The sequence below is a fragment of the Streptomyces sp. RK9 genome, assembly GCF_045070545.1.
In the GTDB taxonomy this organism is placed as follows: Bacteria; Actinomycetota; Actinomycetes; order Streptomycetales; family Streptomycetaceae; genus Streptomyces; species Streptomyces alboflavus.
On sequence record NZ_CP173704.1, the window covers coordinates 906,628 to 931,271 of the forward strand.

Below are 24,644 nucleotides of genomic sequence, written 5' to 3' on the forward strand. Positions count from 1 at the left end.
CTATCTCACCCACCTCGTCGCGCGAACCTTGGCATTACAGGCCGTCCGCGCTCCAGGGCTGTGCTCACACGGCTACAAATGCGCCAACACCGTTGCTTCGAGGGAGCCCTAGGGCGGAATTGTGGCTTCCGCCACAGCTTGCCCAATAGGTGCATGATGAAGTCAATCTTGTCCCCGAGGCCGGTTAAACAACTCTTTCTCCCAAAGGAGTTGGGTTGTGAGCCATGCCCTCAAGTGAACACAGTATGTACTTAGAGGAGTACGGAACGTGCAGAACGGCACTCAACGACGCGGGCTCAGCACAGCAGTTGCCGGCCTGGTCGCCGCAGCAATGATTGGCGCGGGCCTGTCTGGATCGGCAGTTGCTGCCGAGCGCGCGCACGTGGACGCGGCGCAGGCTTCGATATCGACTGTCATGGTGCAGGCTCCGACCGGCGCCGCGTCCACCGATGTTGACCCTCGGCTGGCCGGAGTCAGCGATGAAGAAGGCGAAGCCGCACTCGAGCGCGCTTTTGATCTCATCGCTTCGATCCCCGAACCGCTGATCAAGAGAGTCGAAGCCGGCGACCAGGAAGCGCTCCGTGAGGTCAGCGACTTCCTGAACCAGAAGCAGCATGCTCAGGGCGCGGTAGTGGCGTTCGGTTGGTTCGGATGTGCGGCCGGGGTAGCGAAGTTCGCCGCCGAGAACGGAATCGGCATCGCCAAGGCGTGGAAGCTCGTCAAGAAAGGCAAGAAGGTATGGAAGGCCGTCTGGTCGTTCATCAAGCACCGTACCGTTCCGAAGGGGCTCGACGATGACATCGTGAACCTCATCGTCAACTCCACGGGACTCCCCGACCTGGCCCATGCGTGCATGTAGAAACAGTGGGGAAGGGGACCGTCAATGAAGCAGAACCTGGACTCACCTGCGCAGGATTCGACCGACGACGAGCTCGGCAACTTGGGCAGCGGTGTTCTCTCCGCCGTTACCTTCCTGCTCGTTGCGTACATCCCGGCCACCTTCATCGGCGAACTCTTCGGCAACCGAGGCATGCCCTCGTCGCCCTGGTTGATCGCCCCGGCCGTGGCGCTCGTGGCAGCCGTGCTGATGTCGGTTCAGTCATATCTTGAGCACCGTTCGTGGTGGGAACGGGTCGACGACGTGTGGGGCGCGCTCTTGATGGGCCTGACCGTCGTGGCTCCGATCGTCGTCGCGGTGGCGTGGCCAATGCCCCTGTGGTCGGGGCTGCCGCCATTGACTCCCACGGCGCTGTCTTTCGTGCCCCTCGTGTTCGCCTGGTGGTGCGTCAGGCAGTGGCATCGACATCTGGCGAAGCAACAGCGCCCCCGGTTCGGTCCGTTCAAGCCTGTTCCTCGGATCAACGATCCGGAATCCGGAGAGCAGGACTGACAACTCTGCACACACGGACAGCAGAGGGGCCCCGGTGACCGACCAGGCGCCCCGTTTCCGTGAGCAGGGGCGGATCAAGGCGAGACAGCGATCAAGAAGAAGGGGCGCCCCCGAAACGGAGCGCCCCTTCTGACCAGCACGTAACGCTGACCTGCGGCGGTGGGTGTGGGATTTGAACCCACGGTGACTCGCGCCACGACGGTTTTCAAGACCGTGTTGTACTGACCTGCGGTTCCACCCTTGACCAGGCGTTCGTGGTTCAACCCAGGCTCGGCGTGCTTGTCCTTGGCCGCAGGTTGGCCACGGCCCCGCCATTCGCGCGCTGCGGTCGACGGGGCCGTGGGCACCGCGCCACGGCTTGCAGGAGGGTCACCAGCCAGGCGCCCTATCGCCGGTTACGGTTCGTCTGCCGAGCTACCGCCGGACGCTCCCCCACGCCACAGCATCTGAATCAGCGGGACAACTACCGCAACGACTCCGGCAGCGGTGCCAATAGGGGCCGCAAGTCCAGGAACGGCCAACACCAGGATCACTACGGTGAGTGCCACCGCAGTAACTGCGCCTACAAGCACACCCCGCCTACGGAGGCGCCTGGCCGACGTTGACCTACCAACCTGGCGGCCGCCGCCGACCTGAGAGTGCGGCGACTCCGGGTTCGTGGGTACGGTCATGACTAGACCTTTCTCAGCTAGGGACAAGGTCGGGGCGGCTCCCGTTGCAGCGGGGGCCGCCTTTTTTGTGCGACCACGCCACCCGTTAGCGGGCAATAGTGACAGCCGCCTCGTCGCCCACCAATCTGGTTATCCACAAGGGCTGTGGACAACATCCCCATGACTGTGCGTAAAGCCCTCAGATCTGTGCACGACCCGGTGGACAACCCTGCGAACAAGTCGCCATTCTTTGCGCGCGATGGCCCCTGAGCTGCGAGAACTCTATGTACACGCTGTGGAGAAGAAAAACTTCCCAAAATGAACAACGCAACCGAATGCGGAATCCGGAGTACTTGATTCCACTCTTACTTCTATCCGCGTAGAGCAGTCGAGTTAGGAACGCCTTACCACCTTGTAATGGCCGTCTCTAGTCCGTCGAGGAGAGGGCTCAGTGGCTCGCGGAAGGCGAGTCAGTGTTCGTCGTTAGCCGCGTTCAGCACCGCCAACACGGACGCAGGACCGCCGTCGTACACAAGGTGTGGTTCGTCTTCCTGAGGAGGGATGAACCGGGTGCGGTACCGCTGCAGGTCACTCTCGGAGAAGTAGATCGAGTTGGGATCGTCCGCGTGGAACTCGTTGCGCTGACTGATCCGTGACCAGAGTTCGTCATGGCTGGCCGCGAGATAGACCAGTACCTGAGAAGCGCCCGCGTCGGTCGCGATGGTTCGCCACCGGGTGCGGTCATCCGGAGTCCAGAAGCCATGATCAACCACGACGTCGCGCCCGGCCAGAAGCAGCTTCCGCAGTTCAACCGCGACATCCTCAAGGACCGGCCGCTCAAGGGTGGGGAAGGTGCCCCGCGGGAAGTCCACCCCGTACACACCGTGGCGGCGGTACATCTCCTCATCCGGGCACAGGCGCATGAACCCACGAGAGGCTAGGGCACGGGCGAGCGTGGTCTTACCGGAGCCGGGGAGCCCTGCCATCAGGACACAGCGTGGCGGACGGGTGGGCATCGGCTTCGTCAAGGTCTGAGAGATGGCGGCCATCTCGGCTTCGGCTTCGGACGTGAGCGGGCCGGTACGGCGAGCCGCGAGCAATGCGTCCAGGCGACCTTCAAGCACGTTCATGAGCGTGTCATCCATGGCAGTCACTCGGAGACCTCCGACTCCGTTCGCCAGGTCCGGCCGGGGCCGCCAAGGTCGACGCCGTACTCGACCACGCTGCCCTCGCTGTCGACGAACTTCGCTGTCATCACGACTGAGGGTTCTACAGGCGGGTTGCTGGGGTCCAGCTCCAGAAGCTGTGCGTCCTCTGCTGTCAGCAGGCGCGCAGAGGCAGTGTCGATCCGATGGCTGATCGGGCGGCCGGTCGCTGCGGCGATGAGCTGGAGTGACGTCCCGCCGGTCAAGCGCTCACTCATTGCCAACTGGGGGATCAACTTCCCGTACTGGATGGGGATCCACGACGTGCTGTGCGCCACGATGCCGTGTCGGTCCCTGTACACGCGGCGTCGGCGGATGACTTCGGAGCCAGGCTCGATATCCAGGGCTTGCGCAACATCCGCAGGTGCCGGGACCACGGCCGCCTGGTGCGAGTCAGACCTTTCGCCTGACCCCCAACTCGACCCGGTGCGGTGCCCCCGGTCCTGGCGCTGAGATCCCGAGGACATCGGGGCGGGCCGGTCCAGAACCTCCGTGCCGATGCCGTGAATGCCTCTGACCAGACCCTCGTTGCGGAGCTTGCGCAGGGCCTTCTCAATCGTCGCGGTGCTCACGGTCCACTGCTCGGAGAGGTTCTTGATGCTCGGCAGTAGCGACCCTGGCGGCAGCTCTCCGGACGCGATCAGCTCCGCGTAGTGGGCGGCAATCCGTGCGTATGGCGCCCGATTGTCGACCTGACCTGCCATCCCGCCAGCTCCTTCGTCGCAGTGCCCTTAGGTTCCCTACCCTACCGCTTGACACCGCAGGGAACCCTAGGGAACCTTAGGGATGTGACCGCCGGTTGGAACGCCGGATCGGCAGTCGCTCAGCGCTCGGTGTGTCCCGTGAAAACGGGAGCCCAGCACAAGGGCTACCGCGCCCACCGGGGAGCTGCCGTTCATTGACAACTGCATGGGGATCACGCCGCCTCTCCTCCGGCAAGTAGGCGGCCACGCGGGATCTCTCGCGTGCTGCGCAGCGCGATTCGACTGCTCCGCAGCTCGTCTGCTGCGGCCGGTTGCCTCCGCTGCTCGTCTCGTACGAGCAGTGCTGAGGGGAGCCGGAACGTGCTCCTTCGACCCTTTGGGAGTTCTCATGACTGCAACGTTGATCGCGGTTCTCGGCACCCTGGCCGGGGCCGTCGTCGCCGGGTTCATGCAGCACCTGAGCGCCACCCGAACCACCCGCACAGCCACGGCCGAGCAGCGCCGCCGGGCGCTGGCCGACGCGGTTCCGGCGCTGCTGGCCGCGCTGGTCCGCCACCGGGAACAGCAGTACTTGAAGATCGTGGCCCGCCGGGAGGGCGTGGCCGACACGGCCGAGACGCGGCAGGCCCGGTATGCGGCTCGCTCGGCTGTCACCAGCGCGATGGACACGCTGTTCATGACCACGCAGAACGGCGACCTTCTGGCCGTCGCTCAGGAAGCGGTCGACGCCGCGATGGCCGTCGGCGACGTCCCGGCCGACGAGTTGGACGCGGCGGGTCTGCGGGCCCGCCAGGCGCACACCGCGCTGCGCGTGGCCGGTGCCCAGCACATCTACGCCTGACCCATTCCACTTCAACGGCGCGCGCCCCCGGAGCGGCAACTCCGGGGGCGCTGTTCGGGCCGTTCCACCTGCTAGGGAGACCACGACCCATGGACCACATCGTCACTGTTCAGGACGCTGTTACCGCGTTCGCCGACTGGATCGAGCCGACCAGCGGAGAACTGGCCGCCATCGAGGACGAGATGCCCGTGATCCTCGCGGACGTCGACCTCCTCGACGCGCACATCATCACCCTCGACCACACCCCGAACGAGCTGAACGACCGCCGCATCCGCCGCGCCCGGCGCCGGGCGCTGGCCGCCCGGGCCGCGCTGATCAACCGCGCGGCCGGTACGAGCCTGCCGGGCGGCGTCGCATGAGCGCGGTCCGGCGGGAGCGGTGGCGGCTGGTCGCCACCGTCGTGTGCGTGCTGGGCGCCCTCGCCGCGAGTGTGTCGGCGTTCGTCTACGCCCTCCCCTGGCCCGCCCTGGCGGTCTCGGTCGGGTGCCTGCTCATCGCCCGCTACCTGAGCACCCAGGTGCCCGTGCCGCCCGTGACCGGGCAGTGCGACGACGCGGGGGAGGAGGGCCGGTGAAGAGCAACAAGGGCAAGACCCTGCTCGTGCTCGCCCTGGTCGCCGTCGTCGCCATGGCCTTTCGGGTCTCGTGGAACGCGTTGCGGGATGTGGCCCGCGCGATCGGCGCGGACGACACGGCAGCGATGCTGTACCCGTTCGTCGTCGACGGCCTGATGGCCCTCGCCCTGGTCGCCACTCTCGTACTGTCCGGTGACGCCCGGAAGTTCGCCCTGCGGGTGCTGGGCACGTACACCCTCGCCTCGCTGGTCCTGAACTACGTGCACGGCCTTGTCCCGGAGCTTCACGGCCGGACGGTCGACTGGGGCCGACTGGCCGACTGGGACCCGGCGAACTGGGCGCTGGTCCTGCTCGCCACGTCGCTTCCGGTCGGGTCGATCTACTTCGGGTCGGACCTGGTCGCCAAGGTCCTGCACCACCAGCCCACTCCGATCGAACCCCCGACCACGAATGCGGAGAAATCTACCGAGACCGAGAGGATTCGGTCTACGGCTGACGTGCCGGAATCGACCGTGACGCCGATCACCACGAACGTCACGGCGCTGCCCCGACCGGTGGCCGTCGGGTTCCTGAAGTCGGCCGTGGCGAGCAAGCCCGTCCGGGCGATCGAGTCGGCACCTGCCCGCCCGATCGTGGCGCGCACGGTGTCCGCTCAGTCCAAGCAGCCCCGCCGGGCGACCGGTCGGGTCCCGGACGTCGCGAAGTCGACCCGCCCCAAGCGCACCCCGGCGCAGTTGCTCGATGAGGCGCGCACGGCGACCGAAGACTGGCCGGACGCGAAGCTGACGGCGGAAGGCATCCGCAAGGCGGTGCACACCTCACCCGCGAACGCCCGCGCGTTGCGCGAGACCTTGCGCGCTGAGCGCGGTCTGGCGGTGGCGTGATGGGCGCCGCGTACGCGAAGTGCTACGACCCCACCGGCGCTCGCTACGGCATCCCCACCTACCCGTGGAAGTACGCCCCGGACGGGTTGGCCACGCGCCGTCAGCTCCGGGCGCGCGGTCTGCGGCCGGGCGGTCAGCCGATAGCCGCTCAGCTCATGCTGCGCCATCGCGGCCGCAAGGGCGGCGCGCTGGTCGCCTACCTCTACCGCGTCGACCGGGCGCTGCCGGTGCGGCCGATGACGTCGCGCAAGTGGGGCGCGCTCGCGCTGGCGATGCTCGCCCGCCGCACCTGCCCGTCCTGCTCGCTGGATGTCGGCTACTGCATCCCCCGCTCCCACGGCATCTGCGGCGCGTGCATCGCCGCCCAGGAACAGAGCGCTGCCTGACCATCCCACCGGACGCGCCGCGTGACCTGCGGCGCCTGCCAACGGAGACTCCGTGAACCTCACCGTGAGCACGCACAAGATTCCCGGATACGGGCCCACCCTGCGCACCGCCAAGCAGCTCGCTGTACAGGCCGTGCGCCTCGTCGAGCGGGCGGTGCCGGGCCGGATGCCCGACGTCGAGGTCATCCTGACCGACCCGCGCGGGATGGCCGAACTCGGCACGGCCGCCGACGCCGAGTTGGCGGGGGTCCTGGACAAGCGGTCCCGCAACCGCGCCGAACGCGCCGCCCGGCGCCTCGCCCGCGACGCCTCCGGACGTGCGATCCCGCGCGCCAACGGTGGCGTGTTGGTGCTGGTGAATGTCGACCAGCACGCCGTCCCGGGGCAGTTCGCCGTGACGCTCGTGCACGAACTCGTGCACGCCATGCAGTTCAGCCGCAAGCACGTCGTCGACCAGATCACGCAGGACACGCGCGCTCAGTTCGGTGTGGAGCGTCAGTCGCGCCGCCAGGCCCGCGCGCACGCCCGCCTCGTCGAGCAGCACGAGCAGGAGGCCTACGGCTGCGAGTACCTGGCCGACCAGCTCATCCCCGGCGCCACCTCCACCGCCGCCGCCTAAGCGGCCCCTCCCCGAGACTGGAGTTCTTCCGCATGAGCGAGAACATCGTTCGCCTCGAAAAAGACCCCCACCCCACTGTTCCGGAGCAGGGCCCGACGGTCCTGACGGTTGTGCCGGCACCCGACACCCAGACGCGGGTGGTGCCGCTGTGGGTGCGCTCCGGGCGCGCCATCAAGAGCGCCATCACCCACGAACACACCAAGACCGCCGCCCGCGCGGTGGCCCGCCACGGCCTGTACGTCGCTGGGGGCACGCGGATCGTGGCGCGCCGCACCTGGGACGGCCGCACCGCCTCCCGCTACGAGCGGATGCTCCGCGCGGCCGAAGCGGCGGGGAACTATGAGGTGGCCGCTGAGTGGGAGGAGCGCGGGCAGCGCTTCCGCGCGGAACGTCACCGGCGCCGCATGGACCTGCTCGCCTCCCCGGTCGATGCGGCCAAGACCGCCCTGGTCGGCACCGGCATGAGCATCGGCGCACTCATCGGACTCGGCATCGCACTGGCCCTGGCCACGAAGGATCCCGTCGATGTCATCACCCCCCTCGCTGCCGTGGTCGGGCTGGTGAGCCTGCTCGTCACCATCGTCATGGTGGTGTGGGGCCCGCTCCTCACGATCGGCCCCTTCCTCGCCCTGCTCAGCCTCTGGGCCGTCGGCCGCCATCAAAAGGCCGCCCCTGCCTGGGCGCTGCCCGCCAGGGAGCGCGACAGCGAGGGCGAGCCGATCACTCCCTCGATCGTCGTCAAGGCTCTGCGTGACCTCGGCGTGCCCGCGCTGCGAGGCGCCATCAAGGAGATGGGGGATGCGGGCGCGGCCATGCTCGGGCCTATCCGCATCGCCGGATGCGGGGTGGAAGTCGACGTCACCCTGCCCTCTGGGGTGGCGACGAACGAGGTGCAGAGCAGGCGCCGCAAGCTGGCGGAGAACCTGACCCGGCACGAGCACGAGGTGTTCATCACCATCCCCGAAGCGGCCCGCACGGTGCGGCTGTGGGTGGCCGACTCCGGAGCGCTGGACGAGCCGATCGGCCCGTCTCCGCTGGTCACCGATGACACTCTGACCGCCGACTACGCCAAGGGCCGCGCCCCGTGGGGGCAGGACCTGCGCGGGGATGCCGCCGCACTGAGCGTCTACCAGCGCCACCTGCTCATCACGGGCCTGTCCAACCAGGGCAAGACCGCCGCCCTGCGGGCGCTCGCCCTGTGGCTCGCGCTGGACCGGTCGGTGGAGTTCTGGATGGGCGACCTGAAGGGCGTGGGCGACTGGGACATGTTCGACGGCCTCGCCGCACGGCTCATCCAGGGGCCCACGGATGAACACGTCATCCAGGTCACCGAGATGGTCGAGGACGCGGTGGAGGAGATGAACCGCCGCCTCCAAGCGCCGCCCGGCACCGAGTTCCCGGCGCTGATCGTGATCGTGGACGAGGCACAGGTGGCGTTCATGTGCCCCCTCAAAGACGACGAGAAGCGCCCCTACGGCGGCGCCAAGGCCAACTCCCGCTACTACATGGCCGCACGGAAGATCCACAACCAGGGGCGGGCCGTGAACGTGCTGCTGTGGCAGGGCACTCAGGACCCCACGAACGAGAACCTGCCCAAGCTCGTGCGCGAGGGCGCCCACACCCGTGCTTCCCTCGCGCTGGGCACGGAGTCGCAGGCCCGCATGGCGCTGGGGGACAAGGCCGTGGACGGCGGCGCGGCTCCGAACCTGCTGCGTCCGGGGCTGGACCAGGGAACCCTGGTCGTCGCCTCCGCTGGAATCGACATCCCCAAGGGGCAGTCGTCCATCACGGTGCGCACGCACTACATCAGCACCGACGACGCCAAGGAGATCGCGGAGCGGGCGCGGGCGCTGCGGGACGGCGTGACCACCCTGCACACCATCGAGCGCGGCGAGGACCGCGACCCGCTCGCCGACATCGCCGCCGTGATCGGCACCACCGCGCGGGTACGGACCAAGGACGTCCTCGCACGGCTCACGAAGCTGAACGAAGACGCCTACGGCGGATGGTCCTTCATCGACCTCAAGCGCGTTCTCGACGACGCAGGGGCGGAGCCGTACAAGTCCGACGGCGTCATGGTCGTCAGCCGCGACCGCGTCGCCCGGGCCCTCGCCAACCGCGACACCGACGGTTCCGCTTCCGACGCCGCGTAGCAGGGAGCCACAGCAAGGACGGGCAGGGAGGCAGGGAGGACTCCCTGAACCCCTCCCTGCCCCTCCTCCCTGGCCTTGACCAGCACGAAGGGCCCATCAGGGAGTCAGGGAGGCACGCAGCTCAGCACCCCTGAAACCCCCTCCACAGCGCCCCCGCAAGGGGGTGCCGTCTCCTCCCTGCGCCACCAGCTGAAGGGATTCCGGATGAACCACCGCGACCCGCCAGGGATCATCGCCCCGCACATCCCCGCCGACGACTACCGCCGCGCCGAAGCCACCGGCCAGCCCGTCGTCATCGTCGTCCACACCACCGACCAGACCGGGCGCCCCCTGCGCCACTACCTCTTCCCCATCGCCATCGCGGGCGCGGGCGCCATGGGCCTCTTCGGCCTCGTTGCCGCATTCCTCGCCCTGCTCGACGTCGCCGCCCACACCGCCATGGCCATTGGCGGCGCCGCCGGACCCATCGGCATCGGCGGCATCACCCTGCGCCTCGCGCGCGGCAAGACCTAGCTACGCCAAGGGCGGCCCCCGTCTCGCCAAAGTCCGGGGCCGCCCTTGTCCACCTGCCCACATCAGAGCTGTGGAGGTCTCCCAGCATGACGCAACCCACCGACACTCGGCGAGAGCACCTGCCGACCGCTCTCGCCCTGGCCGCCTCCAGCCTGCCCGTCCTACCGCTGCGAGCCGGGAAGGTGCCGTTCGGCAACTGCCGTACCTGCGCCGACAACGCGTGCGGCGGACGGCCCAACATGAAGACCGCCGGGCCCTGCGCCTGCCCCGACGTCTGCCACGCATGGGCCGCCGCGACCACAGACGCGGACGTCATCAGCTCCGGACTCTGGGAGCGCGCCTGGGTTCGGGCGAGTGCGGTCGCCTACCACCCGGGCGGGGCCGACCTGACGGTCGTCGACCTGGACAACGCCGACGCGATCATGTGGGCGCGCGAGCACCTGCCCACCACGCAGATCATGCCCACCACCCGGGGCGAGCACTGGATCTACCTCGGGGCGATGGGCTCCGCCAACGCGGTCCGGCCCGGCGTGGACATCAAGTCCACGATGGCCTACGCCCGCTGGCGTGGGCACGGAACCGGCACCCCCACGGCACTGCCGGACGCCGTGCGCACGCTCGCCGCGACGAAGCCCGTCGCGGCCCGGCCCGCCCCGCAGACCATCGCCGTGCCCGCACCGGCCGGGGGCGGGGGGTGCCGCCATCGCACACCCGCCTTCCTGGAGCGCGGCATCGCGATGGCCGAGCAGCGCATCACCGACGCCCACAGCGGCGTGCACAACACCGTCTACCGCACGTTCCTCGCCGTGCTCTCCACGCACGGCCGGTGCGGCTGCCTCACCGAGACGCACATCGGGCGCCTGTTCACCGCTGCTCAGGCCAAGGGCGAGTCGCCTCGGCACTGCACCGACGCGTGGACCAACGCCCGCACCAGGCTGGGGCTGTAGCCATGGCTGACGACGACAAGACCCCCGCCCGCGAGATCATCACCGACTACGCGCAAGAGCACTTCCGCTACTTCCGCACCCCTGACGGCACCGTGTACGCGCAGAAGAACGGCCACCCCGTGGCCCGCCCGATCCGTTCTCAGGGGGCCACCGGAAGCCACCGGCAGGAACTCATGGTCGGCCTCTTCCGCGACGGACGCGGAGTCTTCAACGGCAGCGCCATCAAGGAAGCGCTGGACCTGATCGAAGCGCTCGCGCTGAGCGAGGGCGTACAGCCCGTGCACATCCGGGTCGCCCCGGGCTTTGACGGGGCAACGTGGCTGGACCTCGGGCGCGACGACGGACAGTCCGTCCGCATCCACCCCACCGGATGGGACATCACCACCCCCGACCCGCGCGAGGTGTGCTGGCGCCGCACGCAGCTCACCGGGGAACTGCCCCTGCCCGCCAAGGACACCGATGGCAAGGGCGTCGACCTGTTGATGCGGCTGTGCAACTTCGCCAACGCCGACACCGAGTCCCTGGCTCTCGCCTGGCTGATCGGCTGCCTCGGGCCGTCCGTGCCTGTCCCCGCGCCGTTCCTCACCGGGCCGCAGGGCGCGGGCAAGTCCACGGGCGGGCGCATGCTCGTGCGGATCGTGGAGGGCATGAGCGGGGACCTGCGCCGCGCCCCGAAGGACGAGGCGAATCTGATCGCGGCGGTGGCCGCCGGGTGGGTCACCGCGCTCGACAACCTCTCGCACCTGACACCGGACCTGGCGGACGCCATGTGCTGCGTCGTCACTGGCGCTGAGGACGTCAAACGCGCCCTGTTCACCGACGGCGACGTCTACCGCACCGGCTACCGCCGCCCCCTTCTCCTGACCGGCATCGACGTCGGCCTCATCCGGCCCGACCTCGCCGAACGGCTCCTGCCGCTGCACCTGGTGCGCCCCAAGGTTCGGCGCACCGAGGCAGAGCTGTGGGCAGAGTACGAAGAGATCCTGCCCGTGGTGCTCGGCTCGCTCCTGGACCTCACGGTCAAGGTCCGCGCGGTGAAGGCGGAGACCCCCACCGACCTGCGGATGGCCGACTTCGCGCACCTGTGCGCGCAACTCGACACAGCCACCGGTCTCGGAGCGCTCAGCGCCTACCGGGCGAGCCTGGACGACCTGAACGACGACGTGATCGAGGGCGACCTCCTCGCGCAGACCGTCCTGCGGCACGCCGACACGATCACACCCGGAGCAGCGCAGCGGATGACCTCCACCGAGTGGCTGCACCACCTCAGCGGCCTCTACAGCGACGACGAACTGCGCCCCCTGCCCAAGGGGTGGCCGACCACGGGAAAGGTCCTCTCCGACCGCCTCAAGCGCCTCCAGCCAACGCTGGCCGCCAGGGGCGTCCTCATCGACTCCGGCCGCACCAGCGAGGGCCGCTACCTCGAAATGACCCGTCCGCCCACCCCACCCCCACACGAGCAGAAGCCGATCTTCTGACCGCCAGGGGCTCGCGCGGACAAGCAAGAAGAGCACCACCGGCCAGGCGTGCTCTTCTTGCTGTTCGGCGGAACGCCGCCCAAGGGTCGCGCCGCGCAGCGGCTCCTTCTCCACGCTGTAAGGCGCACCGCACGACAACAGACACCCCCTCTCTTTTTCCTAAGAGGGGAAACGCTGCGTCATCTGCGTCACCCATGCCGGAAAGCGGCCCCTGGCCTGCGGCTACAGCCATGACGCAGACGGCGACCTCTGCGTCATCCTGCGTCATCTGCGTCACCCAATGACGCAGGGCATGACGCGCCGATGACGCAGCCCCGAATCCCTGCGTCACGCAAAGCGCCAGGTCAGAGGCCCGAATGACGCTGATGACGCAATGACGCAGAAATCCGCACTTCGGACACACACGTGGTCCCGGCAAGCCCAGTGTTCGAGAACCCCGCCAATTGATCGAAGAGGAGTCGCACCGTGGCACGCCCCAAGATGCTCAAGCTCCCCGAAGTCCTCGAAGAGATCGAGATGAGCCGCGCCGCCTTCTACCGCATGCGCGCTCGTGGCAGGGCACCGAAGCTCATCAAGTTGCCGAACGGGCAGATCCGTTGCCGACGCAGCGACTTGGACGCGTGGTGGGACAAGCACGAGATCGCAGCCTGACCGCCGACCGACCGGAGGGGCCCACCACACGGTGAGGCCCCTCCCTCATGAGGGAGCACGATGCACAGCTACGACGTGCGCATCTGGAGCATCCGCAAGCGCTCCAGCAAGGCCGCCCCGTTTCAACTGCGTTGGCTGGTCGGCGGGGAGGAGTTTCAGGAGAAGTTCGCGACCAAGACCCTCGCCGACTCCCGGCGGTCGGAGCTGCTGTCTGCGGCACGCAAGGGCGAGCCGTTCGACACGGAGACCGGCCTCCCCGTCTCGGAGGTGCGCGAGCGGAACCGTACGAGCTGGTACGCCCACGCGCGTGCGCACGCCGCGCGGAAGTGGCCGACGGCGGCAGCTAAGCACCGGGCGAGCATCGCGGAGAGTCTGACCATCGCCACGATGGCGTTGTGTCCGTCCGGGAAGGGCCGTCCGGCAGACGACGTGCTGCGTCGCGCGCTCTACCAGTGGGCGTTCAACGCCGGGCGGGACAGCCAGGAACCGCCGGAGGGCGAGGCCAAGGCCCTGGCATGGGTGGAGCGCAACGCGCCTGCCGTGGTCGACCTCGACAACGCCAGGCGCGTGCGCACGGTGCTGGAGCACCTGGCCAAGCGGCAGGACGGCAAGGCCGCCGCTGCGAACACGTTCCGGCGCCGCCGGGCCGTGCTGAGCAACTGCCTTCGCCTGGCAGTGGAACACGAACTCCTACCCGGCAACCCCCTCCACCGCGTCCACTGGGAAACCCCCAAGGCCGTGGAGGAGTTGGACGCCCGCAGCGTCGCCACGCCCACTCAGGCGCGGGCCCTGCTCGACGCCGTACGTGCGCAGGGCGACCGGGGCGCCCACCTGGTCGCGTTCTTCGCCTGCATGTACTACGCGGCGATGCGGCCCGAAGAGGTCTCCATGTTGAGCGCGGACCAGTGCGAACTACCCGAGGAGGGGTGGGGGCGGCTCCTGCTCGCCGGTGCCCGTCCGCAGGTGGGTTCCGCGTGGACGGACGACGGCAAGCCTTACGAGGAGCGGCAGTTGAAGCACCGGGCCCGCCGGGCTGTCCGCCCGGTGCCCATCCCACCGGTTCTGGTCGCCATCCTGCGGACCCATCTCGACGCGTTGGGCGTCACGCCCGGAGGGCGGCTGTTCAGCGCCGTGCGTGGCGGCCCGGTGCGCTCGCAGGAGTACGGCGCCGTGTGGAAGGAAGCGCGGCGGAAGGCGCTCACCCCCGCGCAGGTGGCCTCTCCCCTCGCCGCCATCCCGTACGACCTGCGGCACGCGTGCGTCTCGTTCTGGCTCCGCTCCGGCGTGAGCCTGGCTGAGACCGCCCGTCGGGCAGGGCAGAGCGTGGCCGTCCTCCAGCGGTACTACGCCAAGGTGCTGGACGGCGAGGAAGCCAAGATGAACGCCCTGATCGAGCGGGGGTTGGCGGAGCACGAGGAGCCCGCCGAAGGGGCCTGAATCCTGGCCGCAGGTTGGCCGCACGCGCTGGTCAGAGGTGGGAAACCGGCGGGACGGGGTGAGACAGGGGCATACAGAAGGGGTGCCGCTCCGGAGAGGGGCACCCCTTCTGACCTGCAAGTCTCTGACCTGCGGCGGTGGGTGTGGGATTTGAACCCACGGTGACATCGCTGCCACGACGGTTTTCAAGACCGTTCCCTTAGGCCGCTCGGGCAACCCACCCCGCGCCTCCGGGGCCGGTGATCGGCCGGTGGCGCGGGGTCAAGAGTAGCGGGTCAGCTGTCGCCCTTGCGTGCGCCCAGGACCACGTCGACCGTGCGCTCCTTGCCGTCGCGCTCGTAGGTGATCTTGACGGTGTCGCCGGGGCGGTGGGTCCAGATCTGGCCGATGAGGGTCGGGCCGCTGTCGATGACCGTGTCGTCGAGCTTCTTGATGACGTCGCCGGACTTCAGGCCCGCCTTGGCCGCCGGGCCGCCCGGCTCCACGGCGGCGCCGGAGTTGCCGGCGGCGCGGTCGGAGATGGTGGCGCCGTCCGAGGTGTTCGCCAGGGAGACCGACGCACCGATCACGGGATACGTCGCCTCGCCCGTCTTGATCAGCTGCTTGGCCACGTCCTTCGCCTGGTTCACCGGGATCGCGAAGCCCAGGCCGATCGAGCCGGACTGGCCGCCGCCGCCCATGCCGCCGCTGTCGGCGGGCTTGATCGCGGAGTTGATGCCGATGACCGCGCCGCGGGCGTCCAGGAGCGGGCCGCCGGAGTTGCCCGGGTTGATGGACGCGTCGGTCTGCAGCGCGCTCATGTACGAACTCTTGCTGCTGCCGCCGTCGCTGGAGGTCACCGGGCGGTTCTTCGCGCTGACGATGCCCGTCGTGACCGTGTTCGACAGGCCGAAGGGGGCGCCGATGGCGATCGTGGAGTCGCCGACGGCCACCTTCTCGGAGTCGGCGAGCGGCAGCGGGGCGAGGTCCGAGGGCTTGTTCTTGAGCTTGATGACCGCGACGTCGTACCCCTGGGCGCGGCCGACGACCTCAGCGTCGAACTTCTTGCCGTTCGAGAACGTCGCCGACAGCTTGCCGCCCTCGGCCGCGGACGCCACCACGTGGTTGTTGGTGAGGATGTGGCCCTGCTTGTCGTACACGAAGCCCGTGCCCGTGCCGCCCTCGCCGCTGCCGCTCTGGGCCTCGATGGTGACGACGCTCGGCAGCGCCTTGTTCGCGATGCCCGCGACCGAGCCGGGCTCCCGCTTGAGGTCGGCGGGGCTGTCCGACGCGGAGACCGTCGTCGAGTCCGTGCTGTCGTCGTCGTTGCGGTCCGCCGCCCAGAAGCCGAGACCGCCGCCGACGCCGCCCGCGATCAGCGCCGCCGCGAGCACCGCGGCGACCAGACCGCCACGCCGGGCACCCGGCTTCGGCGCGGCCGGCTGCTCCGCGGTCCAGGACGCGCCCCAGCCCGTGCCTCCGGCCCCGGCGCCGTCCTGTGCGTACGACGGCACGGCCGGGGGCGGGGGCGGCGGCCACGCGCCGGACGGCGACGCGGCGGCCGTGGCGGGGGTGGGCGCGGCCTGCTGGCCGTACCCCGCGCCGGGCTGGCCCGCCTGGGTGTACCCGCCGCCCGACTGGCCCGCGCCCACATGCCCTGCCGTGTGCGCGTACGGATCGGGGACGTGCGGTGCTGGGGCGGGAGCCGGGGCCGACGGGGGCGGGGTGCTCGCGGCGGGAGCCTCGGCCGGGGTGGCGGGCCCGGACGCGGCGGGGGCCTCCGCGGGGGCGGGCTCGGGTGCGGCAGGCCGGTCCGCCGGTGGTGTCGGCGCCGGGGTGTCGGGGGCGGAAGCAGCGGGAGTGTCCACCGGCACGGGAGGTGCGGACGGGGCCGGGGGTACCTCAGTGCCCTCGTTCTCGGTGCTCACAGCTTCTTCTCCTCGGTCCACGCTGTCGTACTCGGTCACGGCCTGAGAGCAGCAGACGATCATTTCGGTTCACTTTTGTCTGCAGTCAGCTTTTCCCATGGGCTGTCAGGGCACCATAAGCCGATGCTGTGCGTTCACGGCGGGCGAAACCGACCCATACGGAAGGCGCAACCGGTCAGCGGTGGCACGATGACGCGGTGACCCACGCACGACAGCCCCACATCCAGGTCGTCGCCCACCGCGGAGCCTCCGAGGACGCCCCGGAGCACACACTGGCCGCGTACAAGAAGGCGGTCGAGGACGGCGCCGACGCCCTCGAATGCGACGTACGGCTCACCGCGGACGGCCATCTCGTCTGTGTGCACGACCGCCGCGTCAACCGCACCTCGAACGGCCGCGGCGCCGTCTCCGCCCTGGAGCTGGCCGACCTCGCCGCGCTCGACTTCGGCTCCTGGAAGAACGGCGGCGACCCGGGGGACCCCGGCGACACAGAGGGGCCCGACTGGGACGAGGGCCAGGACCCCTCCGACGCCAAGGACACCTCCGTACTCACCCTGGAACGGCTCCTTGAGCTGGTGGCCGAAAACAATGCCTCCGGGCGCCGCGTCCAGCTCGCCATCGAGACCAAGCACCCCACCCGCTGGGCGGGCCAGGTCGAGGAGCGGCTGCTGCACCTGCTGAAGCGCTTCGGCCTCGACACGCCGCCCGCCGACGGTCCCTCGCCCGTGCGCGTCATGAGTTTCTCGGCGCGTTCGCTGCACCGCGTGCGCGCCGCGTCCCCGACGCTGCCCACCGTCTATCTGATGCAGTTCGTCTCGCCCCGCCACCGCGACGGCCGTCTCCCCGAGGGCGTACGGATCGCGGGTCCGGGCATCCGGATCCTCCGCAACCACCCCGGGTACGTCGCCAAGCTCAAGCGGGCCGGGCACCAGGTGCACGTGTGGACCGTGAACGAGCCCGCCGACGTCGAGCTGTGCGTCCGCCTCGGGGTCGACGCGATCATCACCAACCGCCCGAAGCAGGTTCTGTCCCAACTCGGCCGCGCCTGACGCCCATTACGGGGAGTGCACCGGCGCGTTCGGTGCGTATTCGACCGTGTCGAGTGCGTCACCATCGCGGTGTTGGCCGGTTTCCGGTCCAGTCCATTGGGGCATTCACACCGTGGCGTGGGGCAAAGGAGGTCTCGGGGGTGGCGTTTGTGGTGGCACAGGAGGTGCCCACGTCGTCGAGCATGGCCGTACCCCATGGTCCTGCGGGCGTGGGGAAAGCCAGACACCGGATGCGCGATCAACTGCGCGGCAACGGAGTGTCGGAGTCGGTCATCGACGACGCCGTACTGATCCTTTCCGAACTCCTCAGCAACGCCTGCCGGCACGGCAGGCCGCTGGGCGAGGGACTCAACGGGGACGGCGACGACGGAGACGTGCGTGCCGCGTGGCGCGTCGAGAAAACCGGCCGGCTCACGGTCGAAGTGACGGACGGCGGCGGCCCGACCCGCCCGATTCCGGCCACTCCTTCGGTCACCGCCCACGGCGGCCGCGGGCTCAACATCATCACCGCCCTCGCCGAGGCGTGGGGAGTGCGCGACGACACCCGCGGCGAGGTCACCGTCTGGGCCCTGGTGCAGTCCGGGCACCGCCACGAGGACTTCGCTACGCGCGTCGCCGCACCGTCGGCGGCGGCCGCCACGGCCGCGATATCCGACCTCGGCTTCGCGGACCCCTTCGACGACGTGGACTGAGCGGGAACGCGGACCGGGCGGGAACGCGGACCGGGCGGATACACGGACCGAGCGGGTACGCGGACCGAGCGGGGCCGCACCCGTCCCCGAGCCGCTCCCACCGCGCCCCCGGCACCCAGGGCACCCCACGGCGAACGGCTAGGCTCGCGCCCGTACGCAAGCGAGCCGTAACCGGGAGACACCCACGATGGCCAAGAAGCGCCCGCAGACCAAGGGCAACCAGGGCAGCAAGGGCAAGCAGCCGCAGCTCAAGGACCACGAGGTCCCGGTCGTCGGCGCCCGGGAACCCTGCCCCTGCGGTTCGGGCCGCCGGTACAAGGCCTGCCACGGCCGGGCCGCCGCGCACGCCGTGACCGAGCTGGTGCAGCGCCCCTTCGACGGACTGCCCGGCGAGTGCGACTGGGTCGCCCTGCGCGAGCTGGTCCCCGCCGCGACCGTCGAGCTCACCCTGAAGGACGGCCTGCCCGAGGGCGTGCCCTCCGTGACCCTTGCGACCGTCCTGCCGATGGCCTGGCCCGCGCTGCGCCGCGACGACGGCTCGGTGCTGCTCGGCCTGCAGAACGACACCTCCTCCGGCGACATCAGCCGCGACCTCGCCGACACCCTCCAGCGCGCCCTCACCACCGAGCCCGGCCAGCCGGTCCCCGGCCGCCGCGCGGTATCCGGCGACGGTCCCCGCCTGCAGGAGCTCATCGACGAGAAGAGCGCCTTCGAGCCGGTCGTGCACCCGGGCTTCGAGTTCTGGGTGCCGGACGCGGAGAACGCCACGCCGGAGGTGTCGGCGTCCCTGGAACGGGCGAACGCCGCCGCCATCCCGACGGTCAAGCTCTCCGGCGTGGACGCCGCCTACTGGTGCGAGACGCCGGAGAAGAACCACCTGCGCTGGGTCATGCCGCACCCCGAGGAGCAGCTCCTCGACGCGCTCGCGCGGCTGCACGCGGCCGGCGCGTCGAGCCTCGGCGAGGGCACCCGCCTCGTCGGCTCCTTCCGCGCACACGGTCTGACGGTGCCGGTGTGGGACCTGCCGAGCGGCATGGGGGCCGAGGACATCGAGCAGCCCGCCGCCGAGTTCGCGTCGCGCCTCGCGACGGCCCTCGCGGCGACGGAGCCGCTGACTCCGGAAGAGCGCAGGGCACGCGGCGGCCTCACCAACCGACAGGTCACCCTCAGCTGACCTCGCGCGGCCTCGTGGGCGGGGGCGCGCGGCCGGTCCGCACTGACCCACCAGTCAGTCGGAACGGAACGCGTGACTCCCGTCACAACTCCCCTTGGACACAGGTAAATCCCTGTCCGGATAACTGAGATCGAATTTGCCAAGCGCCGATCTCTTGTTACCGTTCAGGTAGCCCGGTTGCTGGTGCATCCCCCGTCGCCAGCAACCGGGCGTTTCTGTGCCCGGTGCACACCCGGTGGCCGTTCAGCGGTGAACAACCGTCCCAACTGCACCGGAACATCGCTCAGTTGCTGCCGGAGCGCAGCAGGAGCGCAGCCGAGCCCGCACCGGCGAACTCCGCCACCGCCGTGTACCGCGCCGCCGTTCCCGCCGTGCGCTCACGAGGCGTCTCGCACGCCGCCGGCTCGTCGTCGGCTCCCACCGCGCAGTGCATCTGCACCGTGCGCCCCTTCGGCCCCATGACGCTCAGAACGGCCTTCAGCGCCTCACCCGTGGCGTTGCGGTAGTAGGTACGCGCCCAGGTGTCGTCGGCCTGGGACAGGACGCAGGTCTGGGCCTCCACGCCGTGCGGCGACGAGAGTTCGGGGCCGCACCGCGCGGTGGCCTCCCGCGGGGGCGCGGCGTCGTGCGCGGGGCGCGCGGGAGCGGCCGGGGCGCCGGGCTTGTCCTGCGGCCGGGACGGTGCGGTGGACGCTGACGGGGAGTGCGCCGTGGACGACTTCGCCCCGGCGGGCTGCTTCGCATCGTCGTGCAGGACGGGATCACGGCGTACGGAGTCGTGGAGCACGGGCCCCGCGGAGGCGCCGGCGAGCGGCACGAGCACCGCGACGGCCACGACTCCCAGGAGCGCGAGCAGGCGGGGGTTCACGGCCGGGCGGGGGTGCATGGCCCGAAGATAACGACGATGGGCACGCGGAGCGTTCACCGCGCGCCCAATGCCCTACAACTCGGGGGCGCTCACACCCGTACGAGTGAGCGCGTCGACCACCGCGTCGACCACGGCCTCGACGTCGGGCACCCAGGGGGCGGCCGAGCCGCGCAGGGGCGCCCGCTCCCAGCGGACCTGGCCCCGGCCCGTCTCCGACGGCGGCAGCGCCACGTACCCGCCGTCGCCGTGGAACCGCAGCGAGCCCGGGACCCAGTCCTTGGCGTACAGGAGCGCGCCCAACTGTTCCAGCGAGTACGGCGCGACGAGGATGAAGACGCGGGCCGGGGTGGCCACGACCGGGCCGATCCTGACGCCCGCCTCGTCGAGCGCGGCGAGGGCGCGCGCGCCGGCCGCCGCGGGCAGGCTCACGGCGCAGGGGGCGCGGCCGCCGGTGGCGAGGAGCACCGGTGCGCCGGGTCGGTTGGTCCACCACCAGCGGACCATGCGCTCGTCGGTCGTCGCGGCGAGCAGGCCGGGGTCCAGCGGATGGGCGCCGGGGAAGCCGCACTCGGGGTCGGGACAGGCGCAGCGCAGCGCGCCTTCGGTGTCGATACCTCGCCTGACCTGGCTGTCGATGCCGACGCCTGGCAGCACGGGCCAGCGCCACACGGTCGCGAAGGTGATGGCCGCGCCGAGCAGAGCGGGACTCTGGTCAGACTTCCTACCGATTCGCCAGGACAGGAGCCTGCGTCGCCTTCCGAGGATCTCGCGCATGAGCGCTCGTTCCTTTCCGTTACACGCAGAGGGACACTTCGGGCCACATCACACCATGTGTGGATCACTATCGACGTGCGTACGAGGTGCGCGTACTAGGTGCATGCAAGTGCGTACAGGTGCGTACAAGCTGGCGCATCACACCCCAGCCTGCGGCATGGGGCTCCCCTATGGGCCGAGCGTTGACGTGGCGTGGGGTGGCGGCGCCTGGCGTTTGCCGTCCCGCGTATTTCTTGCCGCCCGTGCCGCGGGAGGATGGGGCACGGCCGCCGTGGGTTAAGACGCTCGGGTCCGCCACCAGGTTCCGGGCGTCCCGCAACTGCCCCTGGCCATCACCGAGTACGTACCCATCGCGACCGCTGTGACGCTCCTTCGAACAATGTCAGTCGACCGCAATATGCCGTTCCCTGCAACAGTTTTCAGACAAGTTCTCAAGATCGCTGACAGTTCCCGGAATTCACTCCCGCCCCACTGGACACCAGGAATCCCCGCAGGACAATGCTGGACATCCCCTCTCCACTGCGTGTAGATGTGGAGACATTGCTAGCGGCGCAGAATGACAGGGGGTTTGCGATGCTATTGAGCAATACGCACCGGCCGGAAAGCCGTCAGCCATGAACGCCCCGCACCTCCCGAAAGTGGCCGGAATCGATTCCACTGTTCCGCCACCGGCCCACACTGCCCCGCCTGTCCAGCCCGCCCAGGGCGCCCCAGCCGCCCCCGGCGCCCAGGGCGCCCCGGGAGCGCTCATCCAGGACCGCCTGGCCGGCTGGGTCTCCGACCTCACCACGCTGCACGAACTCAACGAACGCCTGTCCCGCACGGCCGCACTCGACGGCGCGCTCACCGAACTCCTGCGCGCCGGAGCCGCCCTCGTCGGCGCCCGCCGCGGCCTCGTCGTCCTGGAGCCCGCCGACGGCCTCGGCCCCACCACCACCGTCGGCCTCGGCCTCGCCCGCGCCGACCTGGGCCATCTGGAGACGGTGCCGCGCGCCGCCACCTCCTTCGGCCGCCTCCTCGACGCCACCGCGGGGGCCACCCCCGGCGCGCCGGACTGCGCCCCCGCCGCCAAGACCGCGCCCCCCGCCGCGGCCCCCGTCACCGAGATCGTGCAGCCCGACCTCCTCGCCGACGAGGCCCTCGACCCCCGCCACCGCGAGGTCGCCGTCCGCCTCGGGTACGCCGCGAGCTACGCCCTGCCCCTGCTCACCGACACGGCGGGCCGCGTCGGCGTGGTGGTCTGGCTGTACGACGAGCCCGCCGAGCCGGCCGCGCGGCAGCGGCACCTCATCGGCCGCTACCTCCAGTACGCCACCGAGCACCTGGCCCGCCTGGTGGACCTCGACCGCGCCCGCTCCACGACCGCGACCCTGCGCGCGGAGCTGCTGCCGCCGCGCCTGCCGCGGGTCGCCGGGGTGCAGCTCGCGGCCCGGCACAGCACGGGCCCGCGCGGCGGCGGCGACTGGTTCGACGCGCTGCCCCTGCCGGACGCGGCGCTCGGCCTCGCGGTCGGCTCCGTCACCGGGTCCGGGCCGAGCGCGGTCGCCGCGATGGGACGGCTTCGGGCCTCCCTGCGGGCGTACGCGGTGATGGAGGGCGAGGACCCCGTCGCCGTCCTGTCGGACCTGGAGCTGCTGCTCCGCCTCACCGAGCCCGCGCGGTCGGCGACGGCGCTGTTCGCGTTCTGCGAGCCCGCCCTGCGCAAGATCGTCCTCGCCGGGGCCGGGCACAGCCCGCCGCTGATCGTCGGGGAGCGGCGCACGGAGTTCGTGGAGACGTCCCTCTCCGCACCGCTCGGCATGCTCGCCTGCTGGGAGGCGCCGAGCGTGGACATCCGCCCGGAGCCAGGAGAAACGCTGCTTCTCTATACGGACGGGCTTCTTCAGCGCACCGGGGACGCCATGGACCGGGCCTTCGCGCGGCTGCACGCGGCCGCCGCGAGCGTGCCGAAGGCGGCCAGGGACGACCCCGGGAAGATCGCCGACCATGTGCTGCGCACGGTCCTCCCGGAAGGCCTCGACGGCACTGACGGCCCGGCCGCGGCGGCGAGCGAGGAGGACGTGGTGCTGCTCGCGGCACGCTTCGAGTGACGCGGCGCGCACGGCCCGTGAGCCTTCGCCGTGACAGGTCTTCCGCCCCTGGGCCTCCTTACGTACGACCGTACGATGGAGAGGATCCAGAGCCGTACAGAGCCGTCAAACAGGAGGCAGACCGTGTCGGACGCCCTCAACCCGGAGACCCCGGAAGAGCTGGTGGAGACCGAAGAAGAGCCGATCAAGCAGCGCAAGAACGGCCTCTACCCCGGTGTCTCCGACGAGCTCGCCGAGAGCATGAAGTCCGGCTGGGCCGACACCGAGCTGCACGACCTGGAGCCGATCGAGCAGGCCGCGCACACCGCCGCCCGCCGCGCCGCGCTCTCCGCGCGCTTCCCCGGCGAGCGCCTGGTCGTCCCCGCGGGCAACCTGAAGACCCGCTCGAACGACACGGAGTACGCCTTCCGTGCCTCCGTCGAGTACGTCTACCTCACCGGCAACCAGACGGAGGACGGCGTCCTCGTCATGGAGCCGAACCGGACCGGCGGCCACGACGCGACGATCTACCTGCTGCCGCGCTCCAACCGCGAGAACGGCGAGTTCTGGCTCGACGGCCAGGGCGAGCTGTGGGTCGGCCGCCGCCACTCCCTGACCGAGGCCGGGAAGCTGTACGGCATCCCCGCCTCCGACGTCCGCGATCTTGCCGGCGCGCTGCGCGAGGCCACCGGGCCCGTGCGCGTCGTGCGCGGCTTCGACGCCGGGATCGAGGCGGCCCTGACCGACAAGGTCACCGCCGAGCGCGACGAGGAGCTGCGCGTCTTCCTCTCCGAGGCCCGTCTCGTCAAGGACGAGTTCGAGGTCCGTGAGCTGCAGAAGGCCGTGGACTCCACGGTGCGCGGCTTCGAGGACGTCGTGAAGGTCCTCGACAAGGCCGAGGCGACCTCCGAGCGCTACATCGAGGGCACGTTCTTCCTGCGCGCCCGCGTCGAGGGCAACGACATCGGCTACGGCTCCATCTGCGCCGCAGGACCGCACGCCACCACCCTGCACTGGGTGCGCAACGACGGCGCCGTCCGCTCCGGCGAGCTGCTCCTGCTCGACGCGGGCGTGGAGACGCACACGTACTACACCGCGGACGTCACCCGCACCCTGCCGATCAACGGCCGCTTCGACGCGCTGCAGAAGAAGATCTACGACGCCGTGTACGAGGCCCAGGAGGCCGGGATCGCGGCGGTCAAGCCGGGCGGCAAGTTCCGTGACTTCCACGACGCCGCCCAGCGCGTGCTCGCCGAGAAGCTGGTCGAGTGGGGGCTGATCGAGGGCCCCGTCGAGCGCGTCCTCGAGCTCGGCCTGCAGCGCCGCTGGACGCTGCACGGCACCGGTCACATGCTCGGCATGGACGTGCACGACTGCGCCGCCGCCCGCACCGAGACCTACGTCGACGGCACGCTTGAGCCCGGCATGTGCCTGACCGTCGAGCCCGGCCTGTACTTCCAGGCGGACGACGTGACCGTGCCCGAGGAGTACCGGGGCATCGGCGTGCGCATCGAGGACGACATCCTCGTCACCGAGGACGGCAACCGGAACCTTTCCGCGGGGCTGCCTCGCCGGTCGGACGAGGTTGAACTCTGGATGGCCAAGCTGAAGAGCTGACCCGGGGCGTGGGCGCGGCAGATCGCGCTCCGCGCTCGTCCTCAAGCGCCGGACGGGCTGGA

General features: G+C 70.3%; 24 protein-coding genes and 2 tRNA genes. 19 read left to right on the plus strand and 7 right to left on the minus strand.

Going from position 1 to position 24,644, the window contains the following annotated elements:
- Positions 1-268: 268 nt before the first annotated feature.
- On the plus strand, positions 269-859 hold the full coding sequence (locus AB6L24_RS24175) for a hypothetical protein (RefSeq protein WP_405658327.1): 591 nt from the start codon (positions 269-271) through the stop codon (positions 857-859).
- 24 nt (positions 860-883) lie between these two features.
- The gene (locus AB6L24_RS24180) at positions 884-1,390 is read left to right on the plus strand and encodes a hypothetical protein (RefSeq protein ID WP_405658330.1); all 507 of its coding nucleotides are present in this window, start codon (positions 884-886) and stop codon (positions 1,388-1,390) included.
- A gap of 157 nt (positions 1,391-1,547) precedes the next feature.
- On the opposite strand, the gene AB6L24_RS24185 is transcribed toward AB6L24_RS24180, so the two are convergent.
- From AB6L24_RS24185 to AB6L24_RS24195, 3 genes are all read right to left on the minus strand, one after another.
- Positions 1,548-1,629: transfer RNA gene (locus tag AB6L24_RS24185), tRNA-Ser, on the minus strand.
- 881 nt (positions 1,630-2,510) lie between these two features.
- On the minus strand, positions 2,511-3,194 hold the full coding sequence (locus AB6L24_RS24190) for an AAA family ATPase (protein WP_405658333.1): 684 nt from the start codon (positions 3,192-3,194) through the stop codon (positions 2,511-2,513).
- The gene (locus AB6L24_RS24195) at positions 3,191-3,949 is read right to left on the minus strand and encodes a GntR family transcriptional regulator (RefSeq protein ID WP_405658335.1); all 759 of its coding nucleotides are present in this window, start codon (positions 3,947-3,949) and stop codon (positions 3,191-3,193) included. Before AB6L24_RS24195 ends, AB6L24_RS24190 begins: the two co-directional genes overlap by 4 nt.
- Before the next feature lie 388 nt (positions 3,950-4,337).
- On the opposite strand from AB6L24_RS24195, the gene AB6L24_RS24200 reads away from it, so the two are divergent.
- From AB6L24_RS24200 to AB6L24_RS24255, 12 genes are all read left to right on the plus strand, one after another.
- Positions 4,338-4,790 carry a hypothetical protein gene (locus tag AB6L24_RS24200; protein ID WP_405658337.1) on the plus strand — a complete coding sequence of 151 codons (453 nt, stop codon included), beginning with the start codon at positions 4,338-4,340 and terminating at the stop codon, positions 4,788-4,790.
- 89 nt (positions 4,791-4,879) lie between these two features.
- Positions 4,880-5,149 carry a DUF6284 family protein gene (locus AB6L24_RS24205; protein ID WP_405658339.1) on the plus strand — a complete coding sequence of 90 codons (270 nt, stop codon included), beginning with the start codon at positions 4,880-4,882 and terminating at the stop codon, positions 5,147-5,149.
- Entirely contained in the window at positions 5,146-5,364 is a 219-nt protein-coding gene (locus AB6L24_RS24210; RefSeq protein WP_405658341.1) for a hypothetical protein, read from the plus strand. The genes AB6L24_RS24205 and AB6L24_RS24210 overlap by 4 nt, the downstream gene beginning before the upstream one ends.
- A 53-nt stretch (positions 5,365-5,417) precedes the next feature.
- A complete protein-coding gene (locus tag AB6L24_RS24215; RefSeq protein WP_405663296.1) occupies positions 5,418-6,248 on the plus strand; it encodes a DUF2637 domain-containing protein in 831 nt (276 codons plus the stop codon).
- A complete protein-coding gene (locus AB6L24_RS24220) occupies positions 6,248-6,634 on the plus strand; it encodes an RRQRL motif-containing zinc-binding protein (protein ID WP_405658343.1) in 387 nt (128 codons plus the stop codon). The genes AB6L24_RS24215 and AB6L24_RS24220 overlap by 1 nt, the downstream gene beginning before the upstream one ends.
- Positions 6,635-6,686: 52 nt before the next feature.
- Positions 6,687-7,253: a hypothetical protein gene (locus AB6L24_RS24225; protein WP_405658345.1), complete on the plus strand. Its 567-nt coding sequence runs from the start codon at positions 6,687-6,689 to the stop codon at positions 7,251-7,253.
- A gap of 32 nt (positions 7,254-7,285) precedes the next feature.
- Complete coding sequence (locus AB6L24_RS24230; RefSeq protein WP_405658347.1) at positions 7,286-9,406, plus strand: ATP-binding protein; 2,121 nt, start codon at positions 7,286-7,288, stop codon at positions 9,404-9,406.
- Between the two features lie 204 nt (positions 9,407-9,610).
- Positions 9,611-9,919 carry a hypothetical protein gene (locus AB6L24_RS24235; RefSeq protein ID WP_405658349.1) on the plus strand — a complete coding sequence of 103 codons (309 nt, stop codon included), beginning with the start codon at positions 9,611-9,613 and terminating at the stop codon, positions 9,917-9,919.
- Between the two features lie 86 nt (positions 9,920-10,005).
- Positions 10,006-10,866 (plus strand): DNA primase, encoded by an 861-nt coding sequence (locus tag AB6L24_RS24240; protein WP_405658351.1) that lies wholly within the window; start codon positions 10,006-10,008, stop codon positions 10,864-10,866.
- Positions 10,867-10,868: 2 nt separating this feature from the next.
- Positions 10,869-12,344: an ATP-binding protein gene (locus tag AB6L24_RS24245; RefSeq protein WP_405658353.1), complete on the plus strand. Its 1,476-nt coding sequence runs from the start codon at positions 10,869-10,871 to the stop codon at positions 12,342-12,344.
- A 465-nt stretch (positions 12,345-12,809) separates the two neighbouring features.
- Entirely contained in the window at positions 12,810-12,995 is a 186-nt protein-coding gene (locus AB6L24_RS24250) for a helix-turn-helix transcriptional regulator (RefSeq protein WP_405658356.1), read from the plus strand.
- 60 nt (positions 12,996-13,055) lie between these two features.
- Positions 13,056-14,432, plus strand: a complete 1,377-nt coding sequence (locus AB6L24_RS24255; protein ID WP_405658358.1) for a tyrosine-type recombinase/integrase — start codon at positions 13,056-13,058, stop codon at positions 14,430-14,432.
- Positions 14,433-14,567: 135 nt separating this feature from the next.
- On the opposite strand, the gene AB6L24_RS24260 is transcribed toward AB6L24_RS24255, so the two are convergent.
- A tRNA-Ser gene (locus AB6L24_RS24260) sits at positions 14,568-14,654 on the minus strand.
- Positions 14,655-14,707: 53 nt separating this feature from the next.
- Positions 14,708-16,339 carry a S1C family serine protease gene (locus tag AB6L24_RS24265; protein WP_405658360.1) on the minus strand — a complete coding sequence of 544 codons (1,632 nt, stop codon included), beginning with the start codon at positions 16,337-16,339 and terminating at the stop codon, positions 14,708-14,710.
- Between the two features lie 197 nt (positions 16,340-16,536).
- On the opposite strand from AB6L24_RS24265, the gene AB6L24_RS24270 reads away from it, so the two are divergent.
- The 3 genes from AB6L24_RS24270 to AB6L24_RS24280 all read left to right on the plus strand — a co-directional run bounded on the left by AB6L24_RS24270 (position 16,537) and on the right by AB6L24_RS24280 (position 19,254).
- Complete coding sequence (locus AB6L24_RS24270; protein ID WP_405658362.1) at positions 16,537-17,388, plus strand: glycerophosphodiester phosphodiesterase; 852 nt, start codon at positions 16,537-16,539, stop codon at positions 17,386-17,388.
- Positions 17,389-17,441: 53 nt separating this feature from the next.
- Complete coding sequence (locus AB6L24_RS24275) at positions 17,442-18,080, plus strand: ATP-binding protein (RefSeq protein ID WP_405658364.1); 639 nt, start codon at positions 17,442-17,444, stop codon at positions 18,078-18,080.
- Between the two features lie 187 nt (positions 18,081-18,267).
- On the plus strand, positions 18,268-19,254 hold the full coding sequence (locus AB6L24_RS24280; protein ID WP_405658367.1) for a DUF5926 family protein: 987 nt from the start codon (positions 18,268-18,270) through the stop codon (positions 19,252-19,254).
- A 283-nt stretch (positions 19,255-19,537) separates the two neighbouring features.
- On the opposite strand, the gene AB6L24_RS24285 is transcribed toward AB6L24_RS24280, so the two are convergent.
- Complete coding sequence (locus AB6L24_RS24285; protein ID WP_405658369.1) at positions 19,538-20,140, minus strand: hypothetical protein; 603 nt, start codon at positions 20,138-20,140, stop codon at positions 19,538-19,540.
- Positions 20,141-20,194: 54 nt separating this feature from the next.
- Positions 20,195-20,896 carry a bifunctional DNA primase/polymerase gene (locus AB6L24_RS24290; RefSeq protein WP_405658371.1) on the minus strand — a complete coding sequence of 234 codons (702 nt, stop codon included), beginning with the start codon at positions 20,894-20,896 and terminating at the stop codon, positions 20,195-20,197.
- Between the two features lie 614 nt (positions 20,897-21,510).
- On the opposite strand from AB6L24_RS24290, the gene AB6L24_RS24295 reads away from it, so the two are divergent.
- On the plus strand, positions 21,511-22,986 hold the full coding sequence (locus AB6L24_RS24295) for a PP2C family protein-serine/threonine phosphatase (RefSeq protein WP_405658373.1): 1,476 nt from the start codon (positions 21,511-21,513) through the stop codon (positions 22,984-22,986).
- Between the two features lie 75 nt (positions 22,987-23,061).
- Positions 23,062-24,582: an aminopeptidase P family protein gene (locus AB6L24_RS24300; RefSeq protein WP_405658375.1), complete on the plus strand. Its 1,521-nt coding sequence runs from the start codon at positions 23,062-23,064 to the stop codon at positions 24,580-24,582.
- Positions 24,583-24,644: the final 62 nt, after the last annotated feature.

What these genes read in the sequence shown, in the direction of transcription:
- AB6L24_RS24180 (WP_405658330.1), top strand. Translation starts at nt 884, where the DNA reads ATGAAGCAGAACCTGGACTCACCTGCGCAGGATTCGACCGACGACGAG.
- AB6L24_RS24195 (WP_405658335.1), bottom strand. Translation starts at nt 3,949, where the DNA reads ATGGCAGGTCAGGTCGACAATCGGGCGCCATACGCACGGATTGCCGCC.
- AB6L24_RS24200 (WP_405658337.1), top strand. Translation starts at nt 4,338, where the DNA reads ATGACTGCAACGTTGATCGCGGTTCTCGGCACCCTGGCCGGGGCCGTC.
- AB6L24_RS24205 (WP_405658339.1), top strand. Translation starts at nt 4,880, where the DNA reads ATGGACCACATCGTCACTGTTCAGGACGCTGTTACCGCGTTCGCCGAC.
- AB6L24_RS24210 (WP_405658341.1), top strand. Translation starts at nt 5,146, where the DNA reads ATGAGCGCGGTCCGGCGGGAGCGGTGGCGGCTGGTCGCCACCGTCGTG.
- AB6L24_RS24215 (WP_405663296.1), top strand. Translation starts at nt 5,418, where the DNA reads ATGGCCTTTCGGGTCTCGTGGAACGCGTTGCGGGATGTGGCCCGCGCG.
- AB6L24_RS24220 (WP_405658343.1), top strand. Translation starts at nt 6,248, where the DNA reads ATGGGCGCCGCGTACGCGAAGTGCTACGACCCCACCGGCGCTCGCTAC.
- AB6L24_RS24230 (WP_405658347.1), top strand. Translation starts at nt 7,286, where the DNA reads ATGAGCGAGAACATCGTTCGCCTCGAAAAAGACCCCCACCCCACTGTT.
- AB6L24_RS24235 (WP_405658349.1), top strand. Translation starts at nt 9,611, where the DNA reads ATGAACCACCGCGACCCGCCAGGGATCATCGCCCCGCACATCCCCGCC.
- AB6L24_RS24240 (WP_405658351.1), top strand. Translation starts at nt 10,006, where the DNA reads ATGACGCAACCCACCGACACTCGGCGAGAGCACCTGCCGACCGCTCTC.
- AB6L24_RS24245 (WP_405658353.1), top strand. Translation starts at nt 10,869, where the DNA reads ATGGCTGACGACGACAAGACCCCCGCCCGCGAGATCATCACCGACTAC.
- AB6L24_RS24255 (WP_405658358.1), top strand. Translation starts at nt 13,056, where the DNA reads ATGCACAGCTACGACGTGCGCATCTGGAGCATCCGCAAGCGCTCCAGC.
- AB6L24_RS24280 (WP_405658367.1), top strand. Translation starts at nt 18,268, where the DNA reads ATGGCCAAGAAGCGCCCGCAGACCAAGGGCAACCAGGGCAGCAAGGGC.
- AB6L24_RS24285 (WP_405658369.1), bottom strand. Translation starts at nt 20,140, where the DNA reads ATGCACCCCCGCCCGGCCGTGAACCCCCGCCTGCTCGCGCTCCTGGGA.
- AB6L24_RS24290 (WP_405658371.1), bottom strand. Translation starts at nt 20,896, where the DNA reads ATGCGCGAGATCCTCGGAAGGCGACGCAGGCTCCTGTCCTGGCGAATC.
- AB6L24_RS24295 (WP_405658373.1), top strand. Translation starts at nt 21,511, where the DNA reads ATGAACGCCCCGCACCTCCCGAAAGTGGCCGGAATCGATTCCACTGTT.
- AB6L24_RS24300 (WP_405658375.1), top strand. Translation starts at nt 23,062, where the DNA reads ATGGAGAGGATCCAGAGCCGTACAGAGCCGTCAAACAGGAGGCAGACC.